This window comes from Acinetobacter sp. BIGb0196, from assembly GCF_011759595.1.
GTDB lineage: Bacteria > Pseudomonadota > Gammaproteobacteria > Pseudomonadales > Moraxellaceae > Acinetobacter > Acinetobacter guillouiae.
In genome coordinates, this window is record NZ_JAAOZA010000002.1 from 1345273 (window position 1) to 1371135 (window position 25863).

Consider the following 25863-nt stretch of genomic DNA (forward strand, 5'->3'; position numbering starts at 1 on the left):
AAAAAAGTAGATTGTTCTATCGCTTCCGTCTTAATCCCTTAGTAACAGGGCTATGTCTTTAGACCATGGACATAGATTCAAATGTTACGTCATTTAAAGTCTTAATCCCTTAGTAACAGGGCTATGTCTTTAGACCATGGACATAGATTCAAATGTTACGTCATTTAAAGTCTTAATCCCTTAGTAACAGGGCTATGTCTTTAGACAATAAACAAGATTCTAAACTTCTTGATGAAGATGTCTTAATCCCTTAGTAACAGGGCTATGTCTTTAGACATGTGTTAACTGGTAGTGCATTCAGCGAACGTTGGGTCTTAATCCCTTAGTAACAGGGTTATGTCTTTAGACGTCACAAGATGATCTGATCGCTAAGAAAAACAAGTCTTAATCCCTTATCTTGCGCTTATAAAAAGTGATACTTTTTATGAAGCTCAGGCTATGTCTTTAGACTTTCACATCACTTGCCCATCAATCCTTCAATTTAAGTCTTAATCCCTCAGTAACAGGGCTATGTCTTTAGACTTGTTGGTTACTTCTGCACACTTGCGTCGTAATGAGTCTTAATCCCTTATCTTGCGCTTATAAAAAGTGATACTTTTTATAAAGCTCAGGCTATGTCTTTAGACAAATTATACGAAGTTATGGCAAGTATTGTCAGTGTCTTAATCCCTTAGTAACAGGGCTATGTCTTTAGACACAACAGTAAACTCTAAACATGCGGGATCTCGTGAGTCTTAATCCCTTAGTAACAGGGCTATGTCTTTAGACCTTGAGGAAGAGATTGAAACTGAACGTTCTCGGAGTCTTAATCCCTTATCTTGCGCTTATAAAAAGTGATACTTTTTATGAAGCTCAGGCTATGTCTTTAGACGTTATACTCGTATTGCTTCTAAACAAATTCCACAGTCTTAATCCCTTATCTTGCACTTTTTACAAAGCAGTGCTTTGTAAATACGTTCAGGCTATGTCTTTAGACATTGACGACCTCCGCACCGCCATTGCAAAACACTCTTAATCCCTTATCTTACGCTTATAAAAAGTGATACTTTTTATGAAACTCAGGCTATGTCTTTAGACGGATTCAACTCAACTAAATCAGTACAATTCAAACGGACTTAATCCCTTATCTTGCGCTTATAAAAAGTGATACTTTTTATAAAGCTCAGGCTATGTCTTTAGACTAATGCTTATCGTGCTGTTGATGAGAAATTAGTGTCTTTAGACCACTAACTGCTGAACAACTAGCGTTAGAGACTGCTGTCTTAATCCCTTAGTAACAGGGCTATGTCTTTAGACAGAAGACTATCCGTAATAAAACTAACTCACAATGTCTTAATCCCTTAGTAACAGGGTTATGTCTTTAGACAGATGATACAGGTCTAGACTATACAGTAGATCAGTCTTAATCCCTTAGTAACAGGGTTATGTCTTTAGACTGGTATTAACATTATTAATGAACATTTAGAAACGTCTTAATCCCTTAGTAACAGGGTTATGTCTTTAGACCAAGAAAAACTTCAAATATATTAATGAAGTAGCGTCTTAATCCCTTAGTAACAGGGTTATGTCTTTAGACATGAACTATGAGGAGGTTAAGCCTTGGTTCATGAGTCTTAATCCCTTAGTAACAGGGTTATGTCTTTAGACGTTTGATCGTGGATACCGTAAAGGTTGTGAGTATGTCTTAATCCCTTAGTAACAGGGTTATGTCTTTAGACCGTGTAGAACGTGCTAAAGAGCTTGCTCAAGAAGGTCTTAATCCCTTAGTAACAGGGTTATGTCTTTAGACAAAGACATCTATGGCATTCGCGATACCGACTTCCGTCTTAATCCCTTAGTAACAGGGTTATGTCTTTAGACTGATGGCACAAGTGTAGTTGTATTTGAACGTCAGTCTTAATCCCTTAGTAACAGGGTTATGTCTTTAGACAATGCTGATGCGTTATGGACACGTACTCTTAAAGTCTTAATCCCTTAGTAACAGGGTTATGTCTTTAGACAATGTATGGTTGCCAACAGGTGAAACGTTGTTTGTCTTAATCCCTTAGTAACAGGGTTATGTCTTTAGACTCTAGCGTTGTTTATTCCTTTTGTAAAGCAACAACTTACAATGAGGAAATATTTCAAATTATGTATAAGTAAAGTTGCTGTATGACAAAATGTTTCGCAATTTTTCTTATAAGTAAAAGAATCAATAGTTTGAATCAATAGTGCGATAAGATTTGTGTTTAAATACATTTTGTAAGCTTGCAATTGAGAACCTCGGTAAATCATTTACTTTAATGTGATACACATTATTTATTGAGTAAAAAATAATGCAAAGTTATCTAGGTATGTATGATGTCAGTTGTTCTAAATTGCGTTCAGGTATTTTTCGCATATTATCCGCTTATGGCATTCATCAACAAAAATCAGTATTTGAATGTCGCTTTCCTTTAGATCAAAAGCAACAGTTAATTCAACAATTAAGCTTACTGAGCCATGGTCATTCCAAACGTATCATGGTGATTAAAGTTTTTCCAAATCATCCACAAAGTAAATTGTTTGGTATGGCAAAACGTATGCCCAAAAGTGACTGTTTATATATTGCTTAAATAAAAAATAAAAAGGATAGAACCTATGCAAACATTATACATTGACCGTAAAGATACTCAACTTGAAGTAGACCGAGAACGTATTTTAGTACATAGCCATAATCTGCCTAAACCGTTATCTATTGCATTTGCTTATTTATCTTCGATTGTCATAAGTGCCAAGACACAATTGACCAGTCATTTACTCTTGGCATGTGCTAGTCGAGGTATTCCTGTCATTATTTTAGATCCACGCTCTTGTGAATATCATGCGCAATATATTCCACCTTCTAGTGGTATTATTCACCGTAAAATCAAACAATTTGAAATTTTAGATCAGGATGAAAGACGGTTAGGCTATGCCAAACAGTTGGTCTATTCTCATGCCGTACAGCAGTACAAGTTAGTACACTATTGGGAAAAACAACGCTTATTGTTGGAGAAAGATGCAGAACAATTCAAAACAAGAATTAAAAATATGATTCAGATGATTGCATCCAGCCAAAATATGGAACAATTACGAGGAATAGAGGGCGCCACTGCAAAAGTAATTTTTGCCAGTATGAGTTTAATTGCACCTACATGGTGTAAATTTCGAGGTCGCAATAGACGTCCACCGTTAGACCCCATTAATGTTTTATTGTCCTTAAGTTATAGCTTGATTTATGCAGAAGCTACTCGTGCTTTAACAGCGCATGCGCTAGATCCTATGTTAGGGTTTTATCATGAGCCTTTACATGGTCGCTATTCTTTAGCCTGTGATTTGACAGAGCGTGTGCGTTCCGAAATTGAAAAATGGGTATTACATTTAGTACTGAGCGAGCAATTGAACCTTTGTCATTTTAGTTCGTCAGAGCAATTTCCATGTGTACTTAACAAGGGCGGGCGTGCTGTATTTTATCCAATGTGGGAACGTAAATTTAAAGTTTGGAAAAAATATCTCCGTTTAAATGCCCAACAATGGGCGAAAACTATAGATCAGGCATAAATATGTCCAGTAAACAGCAACACTGGATCTGTAGCTATGATGTACGGCATCCCAAACGATTGAAAAAAATACACGATGTTCTTTGTATGTTGGGCATTGCCATTAATTATTCAGTATTTTATTTGAGGTTAAGCCATTCTCAATATCTACAACTATGTAAGGACATACAAAAAATTATACGACCAGAAGATGATGTACGCTTGTATCGATGTGCTTCATTACATACAGCAAACATGATTGGTGAATTTACATCTTTGGGTATTCATTTAATAAGCCATCAAGGTGTTTTGCTTTAATTTTAAGAAACCTGAATTGAAACGTAAGCTTGCAGAATCTAAATGAGGGCACGATTTCATTATTAAATTGCTTCACGACACAGCAACAAGTGAAGCGCATGATGAAAAGTATAGCTCAGAATTTATTAATACAATACCAAACTCAGCTCGACCAATACTTTGCGATCCATCAGGATGCGACAACCGCCTTGTCTACATGGTTGGCTACGCAATTTTCAAAATCTCAGCTTATTCAATTATTAACTTCAATCTTAGCAGACCAACATACATTAACTGAAATAAGTGCTCGTTCATATCGACATGGCAATGGTTTTCTGAAAGTTGTGTTGTTAGATCGTGGATATAAATTACGTTTACACATTTGGTTTGCAGGTCAGGCTTGTGAAGAAAATATTCACGACCATCGGTGGAGCTTTTCATCTTTAATTTTAACAGGTGCTTTAACCAGTGAAATCTGGAAAGACCACGCTCATGGGCAGCAACTCCAAGAATATGAATACCATGCTGCAACAAAAAGTCATGCGCCTTTTAAAATCAATGCGGGCATGCAGACTCTAAAACTGGATCATCTACAACACAATATGGCAGGTGAAAGCTATGTCATGCCAAAAGGCAAGCTACACCGCATTATCAACCCTGGTCACCAAGTTGTCGCAACCATGATGTGCAGTGCCCCAACGGAACAAGGTACAACACGTTTAATTCCAATACATGATGGTATTGATCCCAATATTCAGCCACCAAAAACCAATACACAACAATTGGCAGCATCCTTGACACAATTTATTCAATATCTACAGCAAGAGGAACAGATAAATGTCGCATAAGCATACGTTGTATATGCAACAGCAACTAGGTCGAGTTATGTACATTCCTCCTATAGAAATGAATAAACGCATTGCTGAAGAGTTGGACAGTCTGAAGTGGCTCTATCAACGTCAACCATCTTATTTAAATCAATATGACCAGCTATTTCGTTTAGTCAGTATTTGGTTATTGGTACATGAATACGACTTAACCAATCATCAGCCACATCAGGTACTAAAGGCGGTCTGTATGTTGAATTGCCCAAATTGGGATTTCGACCTGATGATTCAACAACGCCATCTTCTGAAAAAGGGTGTGGTTTTAAGCGTAGAGCCGACATGTTTTGTAGTGTTACAACACGGTCTAAATTTCTTTCAGACTTATTTGCAAGCTTACGTTTCATTACCCAAAGTCAATCTACAGGCAGAATATCAAACAAGAAATTAAGGAAATATTATGAACAGTAAGATCGATATGAATGTGTGGATGACTCAGGTTGGATACCAAAATTTGCTGGCAAAAATTGCACAGAAAGAATTGGAATATGCACAGATACGTGATCATCGTCAGGTGGCATTTGAATTGTCAGGTGATGGTTGGCATGACAACCCTGAATTTAACCGTATGCAACAGCTAGAAGCCAATTTAAACCATACTTTAAAAGAATTGACCGAACGTTTAGAAGCAATGAAATATATTGAAATTTATGATGCGATGCGTAATCGCTCACAAGTAGAAATCGGCAGCATTGTGCAATTGCGCCGCTATGACCTCTCAGATGATTCTGAACAAGTTGAGGTTTGGGAAATTCGTGGGTTTGATGAAACAGATTTAGCTCAGAAGCATTTGGCTTATAACGCTCCTTTAGCGATACAAGTGATGCATTTACAAGTTGGAGATGTCGCAGAAGAAGTACAGATCGGCTCACGACATTTTGATATTGAAGTCATCCATATATTTGAAAATCGAAATCAAGCAGGATTAAAAGGATAAATCGCAATTTATGTATATTGCTATAGAAGGTATTAAAGGAACGGGTAAATCAACATTGTTCCAACAATTAGAGGTTGCATTACGTTGTGATGGCGTATTGTTCGAAACATTTAATCCGACTAAACCGATGCCTACGGATTTATGGTGGGAAAAGGCATATGCCCAATACTCTGAAGTGGACCAGTTCATTGAAGAGTTATATTGTGCGAGAGCGAACCATCATGCAAAAAAAACAGACTTCAATGCTCCATTGGTTTTAGGGGATCGTAGTATTTTAACAAGTTTCGTTACGCGTTGGCCTCAAGATTGTAGTGCGTTATCTAAATATATTAAACATATTCAAATTCAAGAGTATGAGGTTCCTGTTCCAGATTTAGTGATTTATTTGGATGCGCCTATTGAAGTTACGCTACAGCGACTGGCAAATCGTCAGCGAAATTATGGTTTACATGATGAGCAAATCGAACGATTGATTCAAGCAAAACAGAGTTATGAAACTTTTTTTAGATTGAAGAGCGAATTGGGTTTTGAAAACATGAAATATCAATCTTTTGATGCAGGGCAAAATAGTGCGAGTTTATTTGCTCAGGTGTACTCAACTATTAAAAAAAATCTGGAAAATGATTATTTTTTTCCATAATATGTGACGGGGTCTGTGAGAAATAATGATGAAAAAGAATATTTTATTTTTAGTAACGGGGATGACTCCTCAAATTATTACAGAAACAGTTTGGGCCTTGGCATGTGACCCACAAAGTGATGAAAAATGGATTCCAGATGAAATTCATATCATGAGTACAGATGATGGTTTAAACCAAATTCGTAAACGTTTATTTGAAGATCAAGTTTTTCAGCAATTCCAAATAGATTTTCCTCAATTAAAAAATATTGAGTTTAATCTTATTGAACATTTACATGTTATTAGAGATGTGGATGGGAATGTATTAGTAGATTTAAAAACACCTGAGCATAATCAATGTGCAGGGAATGCGATTTGTGAAAAAATTCGTGAATTCACGCAAAATGAAGATGTAAGTTTGCATGTGTCGATTGCGGGCGGACGTAAAACAATGGGTTTTTATGCAGGTTATGCATTGTCACTGTATGGTCGTGCACAAGATACCATGTCACATGTTTTGGTTGAAGAACGATTCGAAGTGGTAAAAGACTTTTTTTATCCAACACCAAAGACTTACTTTGTGACCAATCGTGATGGCAAAGTCCTTGATGCAAAAGAAGCTGTAGTTTGGTTAGCACACGTTGAATTTGTACGCATGCGTGATGCGATCAAAGACAAGCATCAATTGAAGAGTACCGACAGTTTTAGTCAAGTGGTACATAAAATTAATGAATCATTCAATGATGTTAAATTAAAAATTAATTTACATAATCAAACTATTGAGGTAAATGATAAATTTACGATTGATGATTTACCACCACGTGAATTTTCCTTATTACATTGGTTTGCCGATCGTCGCAAACGTGGGTTAGAAGGTATTATTGCTCCTAATAAGAATATTACGAGTAATGATGCAAAACCATCTGATTTAGAAATCATTAATCAATTAACGAAGGAATTTACACCATATTATGAGGAAGTGAAAAATATTAGTGAGGAAAATAAACTAACAGTAGATAAAAAATTTTTTGAAAGTGTGAAATCACATTTAAAAGCTTCATTAGAAGCAAGATTAGGTTTGGAGTTGGCTGCAAAACTTGGTATTACACAAGAACGAGATCACCGAGGGACGTTAAAAAAAGGAACTCCTTTTTATTTAAATTTACCATCTGAAGCAATTGAAATTGTAGATACTTTTTAGAAAATTTAGTGACTTTATTAAAAGATTACGAGCAATAAATTAGTTATTTTTAGAGGGTAAAATGAAAATTGTTTTTTGTACAACATCAAGACAATCCGCTGCAAACTTGCAACCCTTACAATCAACTGAGATTCGGCCAGATTTAGTTTTAGTTGCTAGTACAGAAAGTTTTGACAAGGAAGGCTCTCATCTTATTCAAGAAGTTAAGGCAATGGGGCTTAATGCAAAAGGCATAAAAATTGAAAATGAAACAAGTGTCAAACAGCTATCGCAGCAATTTGAGCGAATCGTAGAAACATATTTTGATTCTGAACTTATTGTGAATTTAACTGGCGGTACAAAGTTAATGGCTTTGGCGGCTTATCAAGTTTTTTCAGGATATGGGTATCGTTGCTTTTACCAAGAATTTTCGACAGGTGAGATTATTTGGTTAGATGATGAAACACGTATTTCAAATCATCAGCAAACAATGAAGTTAGAACGTTATTTGAAAGCATACCAATTTGATGTTGTCCAAAAACAAAAGCTTTCAGATATTCCGAAAAACTATCAAAGCTACATTGCCTTAATTACGCAATATTTAAATAAAAGTTATGAAAAAAATATTAGTTTTATCAGTAAGCTAAATGCGTATGCGTCTGAAAAAAAGCTGCCTAAAGAAGAGTTACAAAAAATTCAATTTGATTACGAAGAAGAAGCTTTTCTTGAGTATTTGAGTAAAGAAACACAAGTTTTTAAATTAAAAAATAACACCTTATATTTTGAGTATCAAGAAGATCAGAAATTTGTTGCAGGCGCTTGGTTTGAAGTTTTAACAGCTCAAGCTTTAAAGCAAGTTGAACAAATTCGGGATCTTTCATTGAGCGTACAAATTGTTAAAAGTACACAACGGAATACTGCTAAAACATATCAAGAATTAGATGTTATGGCGATGTTGTTGCAAAAACTCATTTTAATTGAATGCAAAACTGTCAATTGGAAAAATGCGACTTCAGCTTCAGAAGCTATCTACAAATTGACAGCATTAAGTCAAATTGGTGGTCTAAATACACAGTCATTTTTTGTATCACTTTATGATTTGCCTGCATCTGCGAAGACACGTGCAGCAGAGAATAATATTTATGTGATTAGTGGTAAAAATATTTTACAGCTAACACAACAGCTTAAGAAATGGCTGAACTAAAAATATTCGTTATGGAGGGTAAGATCAATGGCAATTCGTCAACCTGATCTAAATGTTGAAATACCTAATTTAGCAGGCATGCATAGTTTGCAATGGCATAGTATGACCTGTGAATTGATTACCCCTTTATATGGTGGAGGAGTTAAGTCTTCAATCGTGGACTTGAGTCTACCTATTCGTGCCAGTAGTATTCGAGGACAGTTACGTTTTTGGTGGCGTATCCTAGCGAAATATAAGTGGAAATTAGGAAACACCAAAGCAATTCAAAATGCTGAATTTGCTTTATGGGGGGGGCAAGGTGATGAAGATGGTGGCCGAGCAAGTCAGGTATTTTTTAAAGTTACGGATGTTCCAAAAGAGAACATACTTAAAAATTATTTAAAACCTTATGATGAATTTCGGTTGCAATATGTACTTTTTCCTGCTGCAAATGAGACAAAACCTGAGTTAAAGCCGCATCGATTATTGGATATCAGAGGTATTCAATGGACTTTATCTTTTGCATTTTCTCTGCAATTAGAAAAAGATGAGGTTCGGAAACAGCAAGTAATAGAAACTTTAAATTGGTGGGCTAATTTTGGTGGCTTAGGTTTTCGTAGTCGAAAAGGTATGGGAGCTGTACATGTTTCAGAATGTTTAGATTATCCTGAAATTATCCAAGTATTAACACAACAAGATGTTCAATTAGCAGATTGTCAGCTTGTAAGACGTGGTGCTATAGCGGATTCACTTCAAGCCTTAAGAAGTGCTGTAGAAAAGTTATCTAGCTTTAGACAAGGGGTTAATTTAGGCCGTAATGCTGGACAGCAAGCGAATCGACCTGGTCGTAGTCGATGGCCTGAGCCAGATGCAATGCGCCGAATAGTAGGTCGTGGTTATGATTCGAATCATAGCCCAGAGCATCCTGCCGGTAATATTTTTCCTCGTGCTTTATTTGGTTTACCCGTACTTCTGCATTTCCCTAAAGAAAAAATATTGAATGCAACGATTCAGCCATCTGAAGGAGAGCGTCTAGCAAGTCCATTAATTCTAAGACCTCAATTTATAGAGGAACGAAATGGGGTTAAACAATGGGCTTCAGTTGCATTACTGTTGCCTTATCAACATATTATAAATATGCAAGTTCAAGTAAATGAACGGCAATTTCCAATTTGGCAACAGAATGCAGGGGAAAGAATTAAGCCTGTAAATGAATACGATGCTATTGACCCATTAAAAGCTTTTTTAAAATATTTTGTACAGTAAGGTATTGAAATTATGACACAACAATATGTTGCCATACTCTCTGTTGGTCCAGTACAAACCTTTATTGCAGCTGCGCGTCGTAGCCGTGATTTATGGAGTGGATCATGGTTGCTATCAGAACTTGCTAAAGCATGTGCATCTTCTTTATTTGAACAAGGTGCAGAACTAATTTTTCCAAATATTACTCACCCTGAAGTTTTAAAGGAAAACACAGATTTTTCGGTAGGGAATAAGATTCAAGTTGTATTATCGGCGGATAGCAATATTGAAGTTCAAAAGATTATTCAACAGGCAAAATATGCGACGGTTGAACGTTTTAAACGTGAAGCTCAACGTGCTAAAAAGAGTTTGAATTGTGATCAGGATCTACGTTTAGCTGTTTGGAATCAACAACTCGATGACTATGTCGAAGTACAAGCTGCATGGGTATTAATTGATCCTACAAAACCCGAAGCAGAAGCATATAAGCAGGCAACGGAACTTGCATCTCGAATTTTAGCTTCGCGTAAAACAACTCGAGACTTTAGCGCTTCACAGACTGACCCATATGCTATGGATTATATGTTGCCAAAATCTTCTTTGGATGGTGCGCGTGAAACTGTTATTCAGGAAGATAAGAAATTACGTAGTCTGACTCGTGTAAAACTATCACTTGCATCTTCTGAACAACTCGATTGTGCTGGCGTAGTGAAACGTCTAGGTTTTGAAAGTAAAGTAGAGCAGTTTACGCCCTATACACGTGTTGCAGCAGATGCTTGGATTGAACAAGTCTATCAAGAACAGGAATTTACCGATGTTATTTCCGCTTATGAAGCCTTGGTGCGTTTAGGTGTTGCAACCCGCGTGCGCGGTAATCAGGAAATCTATAAAAAATTTGCATTTGATGCACAGTATTTATATGAATACAGATTAGAAGCGGCTTTAAAAGAGTACAGTTTTGAGCATGATGTGTTAACTGCATTAGGAAATTTAAAGAAGACTTTGAAACCATTATGGCGTCAATTTGGGCAACCTTATAGTTACGGGGTATTATTACTTGCTGATGGTGACCGTATGGGGGAGTTACTTGATCAAGCACAAGATAAAACTGAACATAAAGAAATAACACAAGCCTTGTCAAATTTTGCAGGAAGCATTCCGGACTTAATGCGTCAATATAAAGGTCAGTGCATTTATTCTGGTGGTGATGATGTACTTGGATTTGTGCCCTTACATCAAGCTTATGATTGTTCAGAGGCTTTGAGTCAAACCTTTGTGAAAGCGCTTGATGTTGTTGCAACAAAATTAAAGGTTGAAAAGAAACCTACGTTGTCGGTTGGGCTCGCTATTTGTCACGTAAATACTCCTTTAAGTGTTATGCGCGACCTAGCAGCTAAAGCTGAAAAATATGCTAAGGGGGAACATTGTGTTGCTGAGCAACGCCGTAATGCTTTAGCTGTTTTATTATCTGTACGATCAGGTACAGATACTTATTTGCGTTTGAAATGGGATGAAGTCCAGGCACATCAAGCATTTAAGCAGTGGATTCGTTTATATGTAAATAAACAAATACCAACGCGTATCGCTTATGACACACGAGCAATTGATTTAAATACTCAATTTATTAGTTCAGATCGTGATTTATTACAAAAAATTCGAGTTGCAGAACTTAAGCGAATGTTAAAAAAAACACGTTTGGCGACAGGTGAAAAAGTTCCCGAAACGACGATTGAATCTTTACAACATCGTGCGCAAGATATTGATTTAGATAAATTGTCGGATGAGTTGATCGTCGCACGTTGGTTTGCAGCGAAATTGCAAAAAGATTTAGGAAAAGAATAACATGATGTTAAAAAATAGTTATTTAATTGAGTCACTTGCACCATTGGTTTTTCGTTCAGGTAAACCTTTTGGTTCGCAAGCTTCTGCACAAGATGTCATTTTTCCCTTGCCATCTGCATCAGCAGGTTTAATTCGTGCCATTGGCATTGGGCAGAAACAAATAGATTTTACAGAGCAACGTCTAACAGATGTACAACATGAAGCCTATCAAAAAGTACTTTCTATACCTGTGCGTGGTCCATTTTTAGTTCGTTATAATCAACAAGATCAATATGAAATCTTGGTCGCTAAGCCAGCAGATGCACTATATTTTGAAAATCGAGAGACGAGTGAAACAGAATTGGTGCGTTTAGCGCCTGAAGCTTTTGATGACAATATCAGTGGGTGTGATTTACCAAAAGGATTATTGGCTGTCCAAATGCAAAGACCATTAAAAGGTAAGCCACAAGGCGGTGTTAATTTTTGGAGCTTAAAGCATTTAATACGTTGGCAACAGGGTGAAGATCTTAAGTTCGATGAAGTCCATCAATTGGGTTTAAGTCATTTACCTATTGATATTCGAACACATGTTGCGATTGATTCAAGCACACAGGCAGGGGTTTCAGGAAAGTTATTTCAAACAGCAAATTTGGATTTAGCACATCGTAAAAAATTAATAGGTGGTTGGGAAGAACACCGTTATGGCTTTATTGTACAAAGCAACTTAGTGCTGAATCAAGATTTAGCTACTTTTGGTGGTGAGCGTCGACTTTCTAATTTTCAGCCAATTGAAATGCCGAATTTGCAAGAGATCAATCAACAGTTGCTTGATAAAATTAATCAAGCAAAAGGTTTTAGCTTAAATTTTTTAAGCCCTGCAATTTTTGCAAAAGGCTATTTACCGCAATGGATTGATGCAGACAGTTTAGAAGGTCAACTTCCTGAAACTTCGCTACGTATCAAATTAAAAGCAGTGGCAATTGATCGTTGGTTACCTGTATCTGGGTGGGATTCGTTACTTTGGAAGCCGAAAAGCATGCGCAAAGCAGTAGCTGCTGGTTCAGTCTATTGGTTTGAATTGATAGATGAAATGGACTTAGTGAGCTTACAGACATTGAGTGAACACAGTTTTTCAGATCATTTACAAGACCAACGTGATGGTTTTGGGGTGACGGTCATTGCACCATGGTCAAATATTCATTAACACATACTTATTTATAAAATTTTAGGACGTTTAAAAATGCAAGTACGTATTTTTCATTTACAAAATTTATCCGCTTTACATGTCGGTACCGGTCAGGGTGTAGGGATTGTTGATTTACCAATTGCGCGCTCAAAGGCCACAAATTTACCCGTTGTACCTGGTTCAGGTTTGAAAGGTATCTTACGTGATGAATTACAATTAAAAAATCAATTAGATAAACAACAAGTCAAAGCATTGTTCGGCCCAGATAGTTCAGCAGAAGACAGCCATGCAGGCGCAATTGCGTTTGGTGATGCAAACTTGTTGCTTTTACCTATTCGTTCTTTCTCTGGTACGATTGCTTATGCGACTTGCCCATATATTTTACGTCAATACCAGCGCAGCCTTGGTTTAAGTCTCAAAATCCCAACTTTAGATGTTCAACAGGCTGGGGTTGTTGAAGGAAGTGCTTTATTTGTTGGCCGTACTTCAGAAATTGCCTTAGAAGATTTGGATATTCAAGCCAACTATAACGATACTATTCAACAATGGGCTGATGTTATTACTCAAAATATTTATCCAGAAGATGTTGCTCAAGCAGATGATTGGCGTGAACAAGTCAGTAAACGCTTTGTTATTCTACCAGATGATTTATTCTCATTTTTAGCTGACACTGCAACAGAAGTTCGTATTCGTATTCGTATTGATCGTGATACGCGTATTGTAAAAGACGGTGCATTGTGGTCAGAAGAAAATTTACCTGCTGAGACAGTACTTTGGGGGATTATGGGAATCGCGGATGCACGTGATCGTTCAGGCTTGAAAGCGAATGATTTAGCAGAACTTTTACCGAAAGACGAAATGATGATCCAAGTCGGTGGTAAACATACCGTTGGTCGAGGTTTATGCCGTTTATTGATTGCACAAAATCAGCAAGTATAAGGAGGATTATGATGCAAATACGTACACATAAATATGCGGAATTGGCTTATCCACTTGTTGAAAGTATGCAAAATGTACAATTTGAAGCGAAGTATCGTACTTTAGCTTTAAACTTACCAACAATGATTATGCAGTCTGGTTTAGCACAAACCATTGGTTTTTTAATGGCAAAGAGTAAAGAGGAACACCGTAGTTTTTTAGATCATATTGCTACTTTACTAAACTTCAATACTCCAGAAGATTTTCATAAAGCCATTTTAAAGTCGAATATTACTCAATATCAATTATTAACTCGAAAATCTTTAGATGCAGCATCTTGGTTAAAACGCTATACCCAAGCCTTATTAAATAAGGAAGCAGTATATGATTAGATTAATACGAGATAGCCTGGCTCCTTTAGTACCGAAAGCACTAGATGGACATGCAGGATTATTAATGCAACGTGGTTTGCAGGTATGGGAAGAGTCTGATAAAAAAGATAAGCAAGATTTACTTGAAATTATTGGTTCAATTCAGGCTTCAGAATTATATTTATTAGCATTTAACCGTTGGTTAACCCATACCTATAGCGATTCGGAAAATAATCCGAATTATGCCTCAGTAGTTGCCAAAATCGATGGGCGCTTATTTACTGGTCTTTCTATTGGTGGAACTTTAGAAACAGGTGTAATAACTCATCATAGCTATGGTATGCCTATGCTTGCAGGTTCTGCAGTGAAAGGCGCGGTTCGTGCATATGCTGAAAGTATTTTTTTACTAAAAGATGCTGAAGGTAAAGTACAAATAGATGCTAAAGGGAAAACACAAATTAACCCTGCCATGAAAGATATTTTAAATATTTTATTTGGTACAGATGAAGATGCAGACCAGCAAAATGCAGGTTATCTTATTTGGCATGATGCATGGTGGGTTCCACCGATCACTAAAGACGGTAAATTGGCAACGAATGATCAGGCAAAGCCATTTGTTGGAGAGATTGTTACTGTACATCATCAAAAATATTATTCAGATAAAATGGGGCATGTTGAACCTTTAGATATGGAGTCACCTATTCCAAATCAACAAATTGCGATTCAAGGTGATTTTTATTTCACGATTGAAGGTGAACCGCAATGGGTAAAATTTGCTAAAGATTTGCTTGAAAACGTGTTACAGCAAATGGGTATGGGTGCTAAAGGTACTTCTGGATATGGTTATTTTAAGCTGGATGAGCAGCTGACTAAAAATACCAAAGAAAGATATCAACGTCTTTCTATATCCGTTGATTTAAATGATCCATTACAACCAATTCGTCGTGAGCTTCAATTTTTATCTGAAAGTGATTTGATTGAAAACCTAAGTAAAAACTTAAATAAATTATTTGAGAAGTTAGGATTTGATAAAGACAATGAAGAACATTGTCAACAAATTGCACAGGTTGTTTTTGATTGTCATCATGAGCTTATTTCTGAGTGGGCGAATGTGAAAAATCAAAAAAATAAAGAAAGAGCGTGGAAGTTTTTGACTAAGTACAAAACTGTCTAAAGCATTTACCCTGTGAACCTAATTTTACAGGGTTTGATTTACCTTAATTAGTGTTATTTACATGTCAACTTTTCCAATATCTCGTTATTCTATAAAATTTCAAGCGCTTGAAAATATTCAATTGCCCAAATATGCAGGCTCTACTTTAAGAGGGGCTTTTGGACACGCTTTAAAAAGTCTGACGTGTTTAACTGCTTCACGAAATAAAGGCGTATGCCGCTGTGAACCTGTTGAACGCTGTTTGTACAGACAATTATTTGATCCACCAAAGAAAGTTTTAAAATATCAAGATCGGGTACAGGATATTGCCCCTCCTTTTGTGATTGAAGCTTATTCGCTACCAGAGAAAATTTTAAAAGATGAAACAGCAACATTTTATATGGTCTTAATAGGTCATTTTGCGCATCAACAACATATGATCATCCAACTGGCATGGCAACGCGCGTTAGCCGAAGGTATAGGTCAACAGCTTTCTGTAGGTGGGATACAGTCCCAATTGATTGCGTTTTCACAATGTAATCAACCCCAGACTAAAATCGAAAGTCTAAGGTCAGTACGCTTAGATTTGTTTACCCACGCAAGACTTCAACATCATGGTAAATTCTTAGGTACTGAAAACTTTAGTACAGCACATTTTGTTCATGCACTGTTGCGACGTTATTTATCCTTAGTTGAAGCTTATAGTGATATTCAATTAAGTTTGGAAGAGATTGCTCAGATTAATAATGAAATCTTAGAGTTAGAAGGGCAACATCAACTGGAATGGGTAAGTTGGTCTCGTTACTCTAATCGACAAAAACAAAAAATGAATTTGGATGGTTTGATGGGGTCAATTCAGCTAGATAAAGTCAGTGAAAGTCTATTTTATTATTTATATTTAGGCCAATGGCTTCATGTTGGTAAAGGTTGTGTCTTTGGGCTTGGGCAATATACCTTAAAAGCTATTTAGAAAGCTGATTTATAAATTTTCAGCTACAGCGTGACTCTAAACGTAGATACCTTCGTGTGGCTTTGTCTATGTAAGTGTATATATTGTTTAAGTTGCGCTGTCGTTTCACCTAGTGAACATTCATCTGTGAAATATTGATTCTTCGGAATTTTCTATATTCTTCAATTGTTTCTTAGATTTGCATATGTATTTCATACTACCAATCTAAGTTTGATAATAGATAAACTGCATTCTTGAATTAGTATGTATAACAAAGCGTCCTCAGATAGTCATCGCGTATATTTATCATAAGCCAGATCACTTAAATTCGATTTTATGAACCACAAATTCTTGTAAATTTGCTTTACAGTCATTTAATTGATCAAGAGAAAGTTCTACACCACGTAAATGTGATGGAATTTCTAAAGATAAATGAATATAGCGAATGCCTTTTTCATTCAAACTATAGACCAAATTCATTGGTAATGTGCCAATAATGATATCTCGTGCTTGTAGTACATTAAGATCGAATAGGTGTACCAAATGTACATCAAAATGTAATTGGTTTTGCTTTGCCCATTGTAATGCACCAACATGTCGCGTCACAAAATAAGTGGTCATTAATATTCTAAAGTTGAAAATGTAAATACATCATGGCATAACGTTGATATATCATTCAATTTTATAAGCTTATGATCGGGTCTCGTTGACTGCATTCAGGCTGAAGCCATTTTAAGATGTGCTCAGATAAGTTAAGTAATTTCTTTTCTTGAAAAACTTTGATGTCCGCATTTTCAGCGCGGGTTAAGTTATAATCTTTTAAATTATATAAAGAGACAACAGCGCGTTTTTGGTTTAAACCGCCAAAATCGTGTAGAGCAGAAAGTTTATACAGTACATCTTTAGCATTTTCAGAAGCCATCGTTATTGCCGTTTTACACTCGATACAATATAAATGTGCATGATGAATAAACATTACATCCATTTCATTTGATGTATCATTTTTTTTTAATGTTACATTAATTGCTAGCTCAGCTTGAGGATTTAAAGACATAATTGCTTTAAAACATTCATAGCCAGTATAAACTTCTAACCATCCTCCTTTCATGAATTCACGAGCATCTTTGCTTTTGAATGAAATAGTTTTGCTGTTAGTATCAAATTCAAAAAAGTGTTGATTGGTCGTTTGAGCAAGAATATTTAAACTTTCTACTTGTTCTTTTTTCATGGTGTTAAAACATAGACTGAGTTTCTCTTGCTCATCAGACATTGCTGCTAAGAGATTGATGAAAGAACAAAAACTGCGCCCTTTTTTAAAATCATTTTTCATGGCTTCAACCAAAATTTGTGAGTATTTCAATTGTTCAATAGAAATATCAGTAATTGGATATTGGTTTGTAATTTGATAACCACGAGAAACAACACGCTGTTGCAAATTCAAATTGCTATTCATTGGGTAAACAATTTTGTCCCTTTGACGTTGATACCACACTAAACTATTGTCACGACTCTGGTAAAAGCATTCCGCTCTGCTAGTGCCTAACAAGATAGATGCTTTGTCTAAGGCTATGCTCATGAGTTTTGTACCACCCGTCACGTTAAAAAGAAAACGGTCTTTGGGTGCGTGTGTATTTGCCCAAGTAATGATGAGCTCTTTAATAGCAAGCATGTTATTTTCTTCGGCACCATACTGTATTTCTAAGATTTCAATTTGGATATCACAAATTTGTTGAATACTTTGTTGTAGAAGCGCTGTTTTGCCTTCTTTAGTCATTAAATCTGTACTTAAAATTGTATTTTGTCTATATTACTTTTATTTTCTATGAAGTAACGAGCCGATTCTAGATTGGCTTCCGGATGTCCTGTGGTACTAAGTACAAGTATGCGCATATAGTTGTATTAAATGAGTTAATTGAATTGAATAATTCATTTTAATTTGTATTTACTTATATTGTCGACTTTAAATTAGCTATAGTTATTTTAAAAGTTCAGAACCTAGCAATCCGAGCTTTCATTATTACTTTTTATCTTTTAACCACTTTGCAGGATCATAATATATTCTGGTTTTATTTCCTTTCATCGACAAATTTTAGCTTAATCCAATCAGAATTAGGCTCATTGTTTTTAGGTTTTAGTGGCTTGATTTTGAGATTGTTTAACAGAGTCTGTAAGTAAATTATTATCGTATCAATATTTATTCGTAATTCTTTTTTACCATGTGTTGCTGGGTTATCTTAGGTGATCATTATTTTTTTAAATAATTAAATATCAATTACATATTATTTTTTATATCCATGAAATGGTGAAGAATGATGTAATATCGTTTCGATCTAGATCAAAAAAATCCTCGCTTTATGCGGGGATTTTTTATGCAAGTTGTTTCATCCTTGTCTTTTTGTATATTTTTTATTATGCTTTTGTACTGTTCGGTAAATATAAATACAACACGAAAACTGAGGGGAACTAAAATGAAAAGATTAATCTTCATTATTGCAATCAGCCAGATGCTAACAGGATGTTTAAGCATCATGGGACAAAGACTTGAAACAAAAAATGATGTAATGCAGTCTTGGGTGGGGAAGGCAGAAGAGAGACTGATCAGCAAATGGGGGCCACCATCTAGAAGCTATGCACTTCCGAGTGGTGGAAAAATTATTTCATATAACGATGACTGGGGCTCTTGTGTTGAAAAATTTATGCTTGAACAAGGCAAGATCACTAAATGGGGATATAGTAATTGTTCTATGCATCTCAATCGACCTGACAAAATTGACAAGAATATCCCAATTCCACAACCATCACTTTAATCAATTATTTATAGAGATAACTTTAAACTGAAAGTCGCTGTTCGAGTTAAAATGTCGTGGTGCTTAGACTGGAGTAGCGCAGTAAAGCAAAATTAGGCTGTTATAAATTTTTATGGATTGACATTTTACCTGTGGTGGAATGTCACTATGCTTTCTAATTTTTTTAAAAGAATAACTTAGATAAAAAGGTTATTTGATCTAGAAACAATACTTACCTAAAAAGAATAATGACCCAGGTAAAGAAAATAATTGCTTGAGCTACGAACTGTGCGGCACTTCCCATATCTTTGGCATTTTTAGAGAGTGGATGACGTTCTAAAGAAACACGATCAACCACAGCTTCCAATGCTGAATTAAACAATTCTACAATGATTGCCAATAGGCACACAGCAATCATCACTGCTTGTTCAACAGATGAGACATCGACAAAAAATGTAATCGGAATTAAAACGATATTAATCCAAACAATCTGACGGAAAGCAGCTTCATTTTGGTATGCAGCTTTAAATCCTGCTAAAGAATAGCCTGTTGCATTGAGAATGCGTTTGAAACCCGTCGTACCCTTAAATGGAGAATAATCACTCATAAATCAAAGCAGCTAAAGTTTTTAAGAAGTGTATTATTCTAAACTTAAATTGGGATTAATTTTAAACAAAAAACACCAAGTTTAGAAAAAATTAAGCAATCAGTTGAATTGGTTGCTTAATTTTTTTGAATAAATCAGCTGTTACTTGGTATTTGGATTGGCTTTTAAGTACGCATCTAAAGCTTTACGACCTAAACCAGGATCATCGGTAAATACACCATCCACACCAGCTTTAAAATACATCTCATATTCTTTGTTCGCTCCAGCTTCACAACGCTTGGCTGCATCTGCTTCAGCTGTACTACATTTTAAATTGTTGGCAAGGAAGTTATTTTCAGGACGGAAAGTATACGGATGGACTTTTAAGTTCACAGCATGTGCATCTGTAACGAAAGAAGAGGGTGCAGTATAGCTATCATTAAAAATATATGGTTTCCATGGACCTACACCATCAGCATATTTGGCGACGTCTTTTAAACCTTGCGCTGTTGCCATATCGCCATAGGTGGTTTTAATCCCTTGTGCGGCATAATCTGCTGGGCTGATTTTCTTATCATCATAAAGCTGAATAATTTTGGCATGCTTTAAGCTTTTATGTGCTGTCAATTGGTCTTTAAAGTACTTTAAATTATTGACTTCAAATGATTGTAGATAAATTGGCGCAATTTCACGGCTATATTGGTACTTTGCCAAAGTTTTAAGCAATGGATCTTCCATGGCTAAATTTAATTTTTGAAAATATGTTGGGTGCTTGGTTTCAATATAGAGCCCAACCACTTTACCGGTTTTTTTATAATTTTTTTCCGCCAGTTCAATAATTTGCTCAAGGGTAGGGATATTCAACTGATCATTGTATTGGGTATTGTTCGGGCGTAAAGCTGGAATACGCTCGCGTGCTTTAAGTTGATTTAACTCACTTAAAGTAAAGTCTTCTGTAAACCATCCCGTTAATGATGTCCCATCGATGATTTTTGTTTTCTTACGATCTGCAAATTGGCTGAATGTGCTGACATTGGTTGTACCACCAATTTCATTTTCATGGCGTGCAACCAATACGCCATCTTTGGTCGATACCAAATCTGGCTCAATAAAATCAGCACCATCATCAATGGCTTTTTGATAACTTTCAAGGGTATGTTCAGGGCGTAAAGCACTGGCACCTCGGTGACCAACAATAATGATTTTAGGTTCTTTGTATTCTGGTGTGACGTTTTCTGATTTTTTATCATTATCATTACAAGCGGTTAATAACGCCATAATACTGATCATTAACCCAGTATTTTTAATCATATTTTTCTCAAATTCTTATATGGAAACTGGCTGTAGTCTAAGTGGTTAAATTGACACTGTGATGACATCAAGATGAAAAATTGATGAAATGCTTTTGGTTGATTTATGCCTAGAAGAAAAAAATTCTTCATAGTTTCTTCATATTTAAACTTATCATTCGCTTTTCTGTTATTTTTCCTTGAGTTTTTAGTTTAAGTCACAGAATATCCATATAAAGTCGATTTAATTGCTACAACAACTTTACCTCAATCCTTTGACGCAGAACCTACTCTGATGCTCTCAAAATTTTTTATTCAACGTCCTATTTTTGCCTGTGTACTTGCAATTATTGTCATGGCTTTAGGCGTATTTTCAGTCTTGAATTTACCGATAGAGCGATATCCAGATATTGCTCCGCCAAGGATAAGTGTTTCTACAACCTATACAGGTGCAGATGCTGAAACTGTTGAAGAGAGTGTTACTCAGGTTTTAGAGCAGCAAATTAAAGGGATCGACAATCTGCTGTATTTTAGTTCGAGTAGTGACTCATCGGGTCGTGCCAGAATTAGTATCAGCTTTGAAAATGGAACGGATCCAGATACCGCACAAGTCCAAGTACAAAATAGTATCAATGGTGTACTGAACCGCTTACCAGATGATGTACAGCGTCAAGGTGTAACGGTGAATAAATCACTTGGCGATACCTTTATGGTTGTGGGCTTGTATGATGAAACAGGTAAAAGTAACAATATCGAATTAGGTGATTACTTATCTGATCATATAGAACAAGAATTGTCACGGATTGAGGGGATTGGTGAAGTTGATGTTTTCGGCTCTCAATACGCCATGCGAATTTGGCTGAATCCGAATTTACTGCGTCAATATCAATTGATGCCGAGTGATATTCGGTCAGCAATAGAAGCACAGAATACACAGGTTGCAGCTGGTGGCGTCGGTGATTTACCAGTAACTGCTGACCAATATTTAAATGCAAAAGTCACCGCTGGTTCACGTTTAAGAACAGTCGATGAATTTAAAAATATTATTGTTAAATCCAATACAGATGGTAGCTATATCTATTTAAAAGATGTGGCGCGTATTGAGTTGGGTGCAGAAAATTATCAGTCTTTTAATACCATTAATGGTTACCCTTCATCGGGCATGGGGATTTCTTTATCCTCTGGTGCAAATGCTTTAGCAACATCTGCACTCATCAAAGCTGAATTGGCGAAGATTTCTGAAAAATTACCTCAAGGTTATAAGATTGTTTATCCACGTGATAACACGCCGTTTGTGCAAGAATCGATTAAAGAGGTGGTCAAAACCTTATTAGAAGCCATCGTATTGGTGGTTCTGGTCATGTTTATTTTCCTACAAAGTTGGCGTGCAACGCTGGTTCCAACCATTACTGTACCGATTGTGATTTTAGGTACTTTTGCGGTACTCAATGTGCTGGGCATGAGTATCAACACATTGACTTTATTTGCCTTGGTGTTGGCAATAGGTCTGTTGGTCGATGACGCCATTGTGGTGGTGGAAAATGTTGAACGTTTGATGCATGAGCAGGGCTTAACTGCAAAACAGGCATCTATCGAGTCTATGCAGGAAATGACAGGAGCTTTGATTGGGATTACCGTGGTCTTGACCGCAGTATTTATTCCGATGGCGTTTTTTACTGGTTCAACGGGCGTGATTTATCGTCAATTCTCCATCACCTTAGTGGCGGCAATGGCCTTGTCATTGTTGGTTGCATTGATCCTAACTCCAGCACTCTGTGCCATTATTTTAAAACCCAATCCTAAACCCATGCGTTGGGCCACATGGTTTAATCGCAAACTTGAAAATCTAAGACAAGGTTATATTCGCCTGATTCAAAAGACCTTAAATTTGAAATGGGTGATTTTGACGATTTTTGTGGCTTTGATTGCTGTATTTTCACTGATCTATCGGGCTTTACCCACCAGTTTTATTCCAAGTGAAGATCAGGGCATGTTGAGTGTACAGTTCCGTTTAGCTGATGGTGCACCGATGTCGAGTAGTCAGGTGGTTGGGGAAAATATTCGAAAATATTTCCTTGAGCATGAAAAACAAAATGTTGATATTGTGTTGATTCGTTATGGGCGTAATTTTTCAGGTACAGGACAAAATTTAGGAACAGGCTTTGTGGCTTTAAAGCATTGGGATGATCGCTCAGGTACACAAAATTCTGCGCAAGCAATTCGTGAACGTGCGACAAAGTATTTTAGTCAAGATCGCAATGCTCGGATTACTGTCAGTTTGCCTGCTTCTGTAAATGGCTTGGGGGATAGTGATAGTTTAGAATTTTGGATTCAGGATATTAACGGTCAAGGACGGAAATATTTAGACCAACAATTCAGTACATTGCAGGCGCAAGCCAAACAGTTCCAATCCTTTGAAAATCTGGATAAAAAATCCAATCCAGATAAATCTAAGTTAAAAGTTGATGTTAATCAAAAATTAGCATTGGCAAATGGGCTGAGTCAAACTGCGATTAACAATACTTTGTCAGCAGCATGGGGTGGCTCTTATGTAAATGACTTTATTGATCGTGGACGAATTAAACGAGTGATGATGCAGGGCGATGCAGAGTTTCGTTCAAAGCCTGAAGATCTACAGGTATGGACAGTGCGTAATGCACAGAACCAGATGGTGCCATTTAGCAATTTCGCAACGACGCGCTGGGAAGGTGGGCCAGATGTGGTCAATCGTTTCCAAGGTTATACCGCCTTGCAAATGGAAGCCAATGCAGCGGCGCATACCAGTTCAGGTCAAGCTATGAAAGATATTCAGACCTTGATTAGTCAACAAGATGGAATAGATGTTGCGTGGAGTGGCTTGTCATTTGAAGAACAAAAATCAAGTAGCCAAGCATGGTTACTCTATTTGATTTCGATCGGCTTTATTTTCCTTTGTCTCGCAGCCTTATATGAAAGTTGGTCGATTCCAACCGCTGTGATTGCGGCAATTCCTTTGGGGATTGGAGGCAATATTATTTTTAGTAAATTGGCAGGTTTTCCAAACGATATTTACTTCCAAATTGCATTGCTAACAACGATTGGTCTGTCGTGTAAAAATGCGATTTTGATTGTTGAGTTTGCTGCACTATCACAGGAAAAAGGTAAAACAGCGATTGCTGCTGCATTAGAAGGCGCAGGGTTGCGGTTACGTCCAATTCTGATGACATCCTTGGCCTTTGGTGCAGGTATTATCCCCTTGGTTGTTGCGTTTGGTGCAGGTGCTGCCAGTCGTCAAGAAATAGGGGTAAGCGTATTGGGTGGGGTGATCTTCGGAACAGTTTTAGTTTTGCTGTTTATCCCATTTATGTATGTGCTGGTTCGTTCAATTTTTAAATCAAAAGTACCCTCTGAGTAAGGGTGTTGATTGATGAGCTTCGCTTGCTCAATGGTCTTTGATGATCATTGATCAAGCTTAAAATCATACAGAACCTTTAAAATATGTTTCACAACAAAAAACATCTTTATTTTCGTGGGATTGCAGTCCAACATGTGGCAAAAGTTTGATGGAATTTGGATCATCCTATGCAATTTTCTTTGGCACTTGTTTCAGAAATAGAAAAAGCCATTAAAAACCATCAATTTGATCTCATTGAAAAACAATTTGAACAAATCAATGACGCCGATATCGCAAAAATTTTGGCAGATTTATCTTTAAATGAACAGCTGACATTGGTGGAGTATTTACCCAATGCTGCCTACATTCTTGAGTTTTTATCACTCGAACAACAACTTAAAATTTCTGAACATTTACCGAAACAGATACTGGTCAATATCATTTCTGAGATGCACTCGGACGATCGTACTGATTTATTTAAGTACTTGCCTTATGCATTACAACAATCTGTTTATGCCGATTTAAGCCCTGAAATACAACAGCAGATCCAACATTTAGCCAGATATCCAGAAGAGTCTGCTGGTGCAATTATGAGTTCAGATTATGTGACATTGTCACCTGATTTGAACATGGCACAAGCCATCAAGCAGATCAGAGCAATTGCCACAGATCGTGAAACGGTCTATTTGATTTATGTGGTCAATGCACAAGGCAAGTTACTCGGGGTTGTGTCTTTACGTGAAATTATTCTTGCTGAGCCTGAGCAAACCATTGCTGAAGTTATGAGTACGGATTTGATTATTGGGGACGTTAATGAAGACCAAGAGAGCATTGCAGAGAAGCTGCATTATTATGACTTTATTGCGCTGCCAATTGTTGATGAGCAACAACGTCTTTTAGGTATTGTTACTTATGATGATGCCATGGATGTCGTCACTGAAGAAGCCACAGAAGACTTTTTAAAATCCAGTGCAGTCTCATCGTCTCCTAAAATGAGTATTAAGACAGCACCGATTCATTACCTCTATAAAAAACGGGTATTTTGGTTGGTGATTTTGGTTTTTGGCAGCTTATTGTCTGGATTCGGGATTGCGCATTTTGAAGATATTATCGCAAAGAATATTGTGCTGGTATTCTTTTTGCCGCTTTTGGTCGGGAGTGGCGGGAATGCTGGCTCACAATCGGCCACGTTAATGGTACGGGCATTGGCAACGGGTGATGTACATTTAAAAGATTGGATGTATCTGATTGGGCGTGAAAGCTTGGTCGGTTTATGTTTGGGCGGAACAATGGCAATTGCTGTGTCCATTCTTGGCTACTTTAGAGGCGATGCAATGGTCGCTTTGGTTTTAGCTTTAAGTATGATGGGTATCGTATTGATGGGTTGCTTAATAGGAATGAGTCTGCCATTTATACTGAATCGTTTAAAACTGGATCCAGCAAGTGCTTCGGCACCCTTAGTAACTTCGATTTGCGATGCAACAGGCGTTATCGTTTACTTATGTATTGCATCGATTATTTTATAAGACATGGTTGAATGGTAAGCT

General features: G+C 36.7%; 23 protein-coding genes and 1 CRISPR repeat array. Of the genes, 19 read left to right on the top strand and 4 right to left on the bottom strand.

Translation table 11 applies throughout. The features are described from left to right. Positions 1-1259 precede the first annotated feature (1259 nt). Positions 1260-2070: a CRISPR direct-repeat array (repeat unit 37 nt; unit sequence GTCTTAATCCCTTAGTAACAGGGTTATGTCTTTAGAC). A gap of 245 nt (positions 2071-2315) precedes the next feature. The 16 genes from FHR28_RS19030 to cas6 all read left to right on the top strand — a co-directional run bounded on the left by FHR28_RS19030 (position 2316) and on the right by cas6 (position 16303). After that, the gene (locus FHR28_RS19030; protein WP_166783282.1) at positions 2316-2594 is read left to right on the top strand and encodes a CRISPR-associated endonuclease Cas2; all 279 of its coding nucleotides are present in this window, start codon (positions 2316-2318) and stop codon (positions 2592-2594) included. A gap of 25 nt (positions 2595-2619) precedes the next feature. Beyond that, on the top strand, positions 2620-3561 hold the full coding sequence (gene cas1 / locus FHR28_RS19035; protein ID WP_166783283.1) for a CRISPR-associated endonuclease Cas1: 942 nt from the start codon (positions 2620-2622) through the stop codon (positions 3559-3561). Between the two features lie 2 nt (positions 3562-3563). After that, on the top strand, positions 3564-3857 hold the full coding sequence (gene cas2 / locus FHR28_RS19040; protein WP_166783284.1) for a CRISPR-associated endonuclease Cas2: 294 nt from the start codon (positions 3564-3566) through the stop codon (positions 3855-3857). A gap of 101 nt (positions 3858-3958) precedes the next feature. After that, positions 3959-4684 carry a hypothetical protein gene (locus FHR28_RS19045; RefSeq protein ID WP_228722106.1) on the top strand — a complete coding sequence of 242 codons (726 nt, stop codon included), beginning with the start codon at positions 3959-3961 and terminating at the stop codon, positions 4682-4684. After that, complete coding sequence (locus FHR28_RS19050; RefSeq protein WP_166783286.1) at positions 4674-5111, top strand: hypothetical protein; 438 nt, start codon at positions 4674-4676, stop codon at positions 5109-5111. Before FHR28_RS19045 ends, FHR28_RS19050 begins: the two co-directional genes overlap by 11 nt. A 9-nt stretch (positions 5112-5120) precedes the next feature. Beyond that, positions 5121-5657, top strand: a complete 537-nt coding sequence (locus FHR28_RS19055; protein ID WP_166783287.1) for a GreA/GreB family elongation factor — start codon at positions 5121-5123, stop codon at positions 5655-5657. A 10-nt stretch (positions 5658-5667) separates the two neighbouring features. Further along, on the top strand, positions 5668-6297 hold the full coding sequence (locus FHR28_RS19060) for a deoxynucleoside kinase (protein ID WP_166783288.1): 630 nt from the start codon (positions 5668-5670) through the stop codon (positions 6295-6297). A 28-nt stretch (positions 6298-6325) separates the two neighbouring features. Next, entirely contained in the window at positions 6326-7477 is a 1152-nt protein-coding gene (gene csm6, locus FHR28_RS19065; protein WP_228722107.1) for a CRISPR-associated ring nuclease Csm6, read from the top strand. A 61-nt stretch (positions 7478-7538) separates the two neighbouring features. After that, complete coding sequence (locus tag FHR28_RS19070) at positions 7539-8660, top strand: Card1-like endonuclease domain-containing protein (protein WP_166783290.1); 1122 nt, start codon at positions 7539-7541, stop codon at positions 8658-8660. A 27-nt stretch (positions 8661-8687) separates the two neighbouring features. Further along, positions 8688-9905: a type III-B CRISPR module RAMP protein Cmr1 gene (gene cmr1, locus FHR28_RS19075; protein ID WP_166783291.1), complete on the top strand. Its 1218-nt coding sequence runs from the start codon at positions 8688-8690 to the stop codon at positions 9903-9905. A 12-nt stretch (positions 9906-9917) separates the two neighbouring features. Next, a complete protein-coding gene (gene cas10 / locus FHR28_RS19080; RefSeq protein ID WP_166783292.1) occupies positions 9918-11726 on the top strand; it encodes a type III-B CRISPR-associated protein Cas10/Cmr2 in 1809 nt (602 codons plus the stop codon). Position 11727: 1 nt separating this feature from the next. Then, on the top strand, positions 11728-12909 hold the full coding sequence (locus FHR28_RS19085; protein ID WP_166783293.1) for a type III-B CRISPR module-associated Cmr3 family protein: 1182 nt from the start codon (positions 11728-11730) through the stop codon (positions 12907-12909). A gap of 36 nt (positions 12910-12945) precedes the next feature. Then, positions 12946-13830 (top strand): type III-B CRISPR module RAMP protein Cmr4, encoded by an 885-nt coding sequence (gene cmr4, locus FHR28_RS19090; RefSeq protein WP_166783294.1) that lies wholly within the window; start codon positions 12946-12948, stop codon positions 13828-13830. A gap of 8 nt (positions 13831-13838) precedes the next feature. Continuing rightward, positions 13839-14201 (top strand): type III-B CRISPR module-associated protein Cmr5, encoded by a 363-nt coding sequence (gene cmr5 / locus FHR28_RS19095; RefSeq protein WP_166783295.1) that lies wholly within the window; start codon positions 13839-13841, stop codon positions 14199-14201. Then, positions 14194-15354 (top strand): type III-B CRISPR module RAMP protein Cmr6, encoded by a 1161-nt coding sequence (cmr6, locus tag FHR28_RS19100; RefSeq protein WP_166783296.1) that lies wholly within the window; start codon positions 14194-14196, stop codon positions 15352-15354. Before cmr5 ends, cmr6 begins: the two co-directional genes overlap by 8 nt. A 61-nt stretch (positions 15355-15415) precedes the next feature. Next, positions 15416-16303, top strand: a complete 888-nt coding sequence (cas6, locus tag FHR28_RS19105; protein ID WP_166783297.1) for a CRISPR system precrRNA processing endoribonuclease RAMP protein Cas6 — start codon at positions 15416-15418, stop codon at positions 16301-16303. Between the two features lie 297 nt (positions 16304-16600). Here cas6 and csx16 read toward each other — a convergent pair whose 3' ends face one another. Both csx16 and FHR28_RS19115 read right to left on the bottom strand, forming a co-directional pair. Then, positions 16601-16903: a CRISPR-associated protein Csx16 gene (csx16, locus tag FHR28_RS19110; protein WP_166783298.1), complete on the bottom strand. Its 303-nt coding sequence runs from the start codon at positions 16901-16903 to the stop codon at positions 16601-16603. A gap of 61 nt (positions 16904-16964) precedes the next feature. Continuing rightward, positions 16965-18056, bottom strand: coding sequence for a Card1-like endonuclease domain-containing protein (locus FHR28_RS19115; RefSeq protein ID WP_228722108.1), 1092 nt, complete (start codon positions 18054-18056; stop codon positions 16965-16967). A 694-nt stretch (positions 18057-18750) separates the two neighbouring features. On the opposite strand from FHR28_RS19115, the gene FHR28_RS19120 reads away from it, so the two are divergent. After that, positions 18751-19089, top strand: a complete 339-nt coding sequence (locus tag FHR28_RS19120) for a hypothetical protein (RefSeq protein WP_166783299.1) — start codon at positions 18751-18753, stop codon at positions 19087-19089. A gap of 211 nt (positions 19090-19300) precedes the next feature. Here FHR28_RS19120 and FHR28_RS19125 read toward each other — a convergent pair whose 3' ends face one another. Next, positions 19301-19675 (bottom strand): diacylglycerol kinase, encoded by a 375-nt coding sequence (locus FHR28_RS19125; RefSeq protein WP_004819673.1) that lies wholly within the window; start codon positions 19673-19675, stop codon positions 19301-19303. Positions 19676-19816: 141 nt separating this feature from the next. Then, positions 19817-20965, bottom strand: coding sequence for a glycerophosphodiester phosphodiesterase (locus FHR28_RS19130; RefSeq protein ID WP_166783300.1), 1149 nt, complete (start codon positions 20963-20965; stop codon positions 19817-19819). Positions 20966-21238: 273 nt separating this feature from the next. On the opposite strand from FHR28_RS19130, the gene FHR28_RS19135 reads away from it, so the two are divergent. Continuing rightward, positions 21239-24337, top strand: a complete 3099-nt coding sequence (locus FHR28_RS19135; RefSeq protein ID WP_166783301.1) for a multidrug efflux RND transporter permease subunit — start codon at positions 21239-21241, stop codon at positions 24335-24337. Between the two features lie 167 nt (positions 24338-24504). Continuing rightward, positions 24505-25842: a magnesium transporter gene (gene mgtE / locus FHR28_RS19140; protein WP_166783302.1), complete on the top strand. Its 1338-nt coding sequence runs from the start codon at positions 24505-24507 to the stop codon at positions 25840-25842. The last annotated feature ends 21 nt before the right edge of the window (positions 25843-25863 follow it).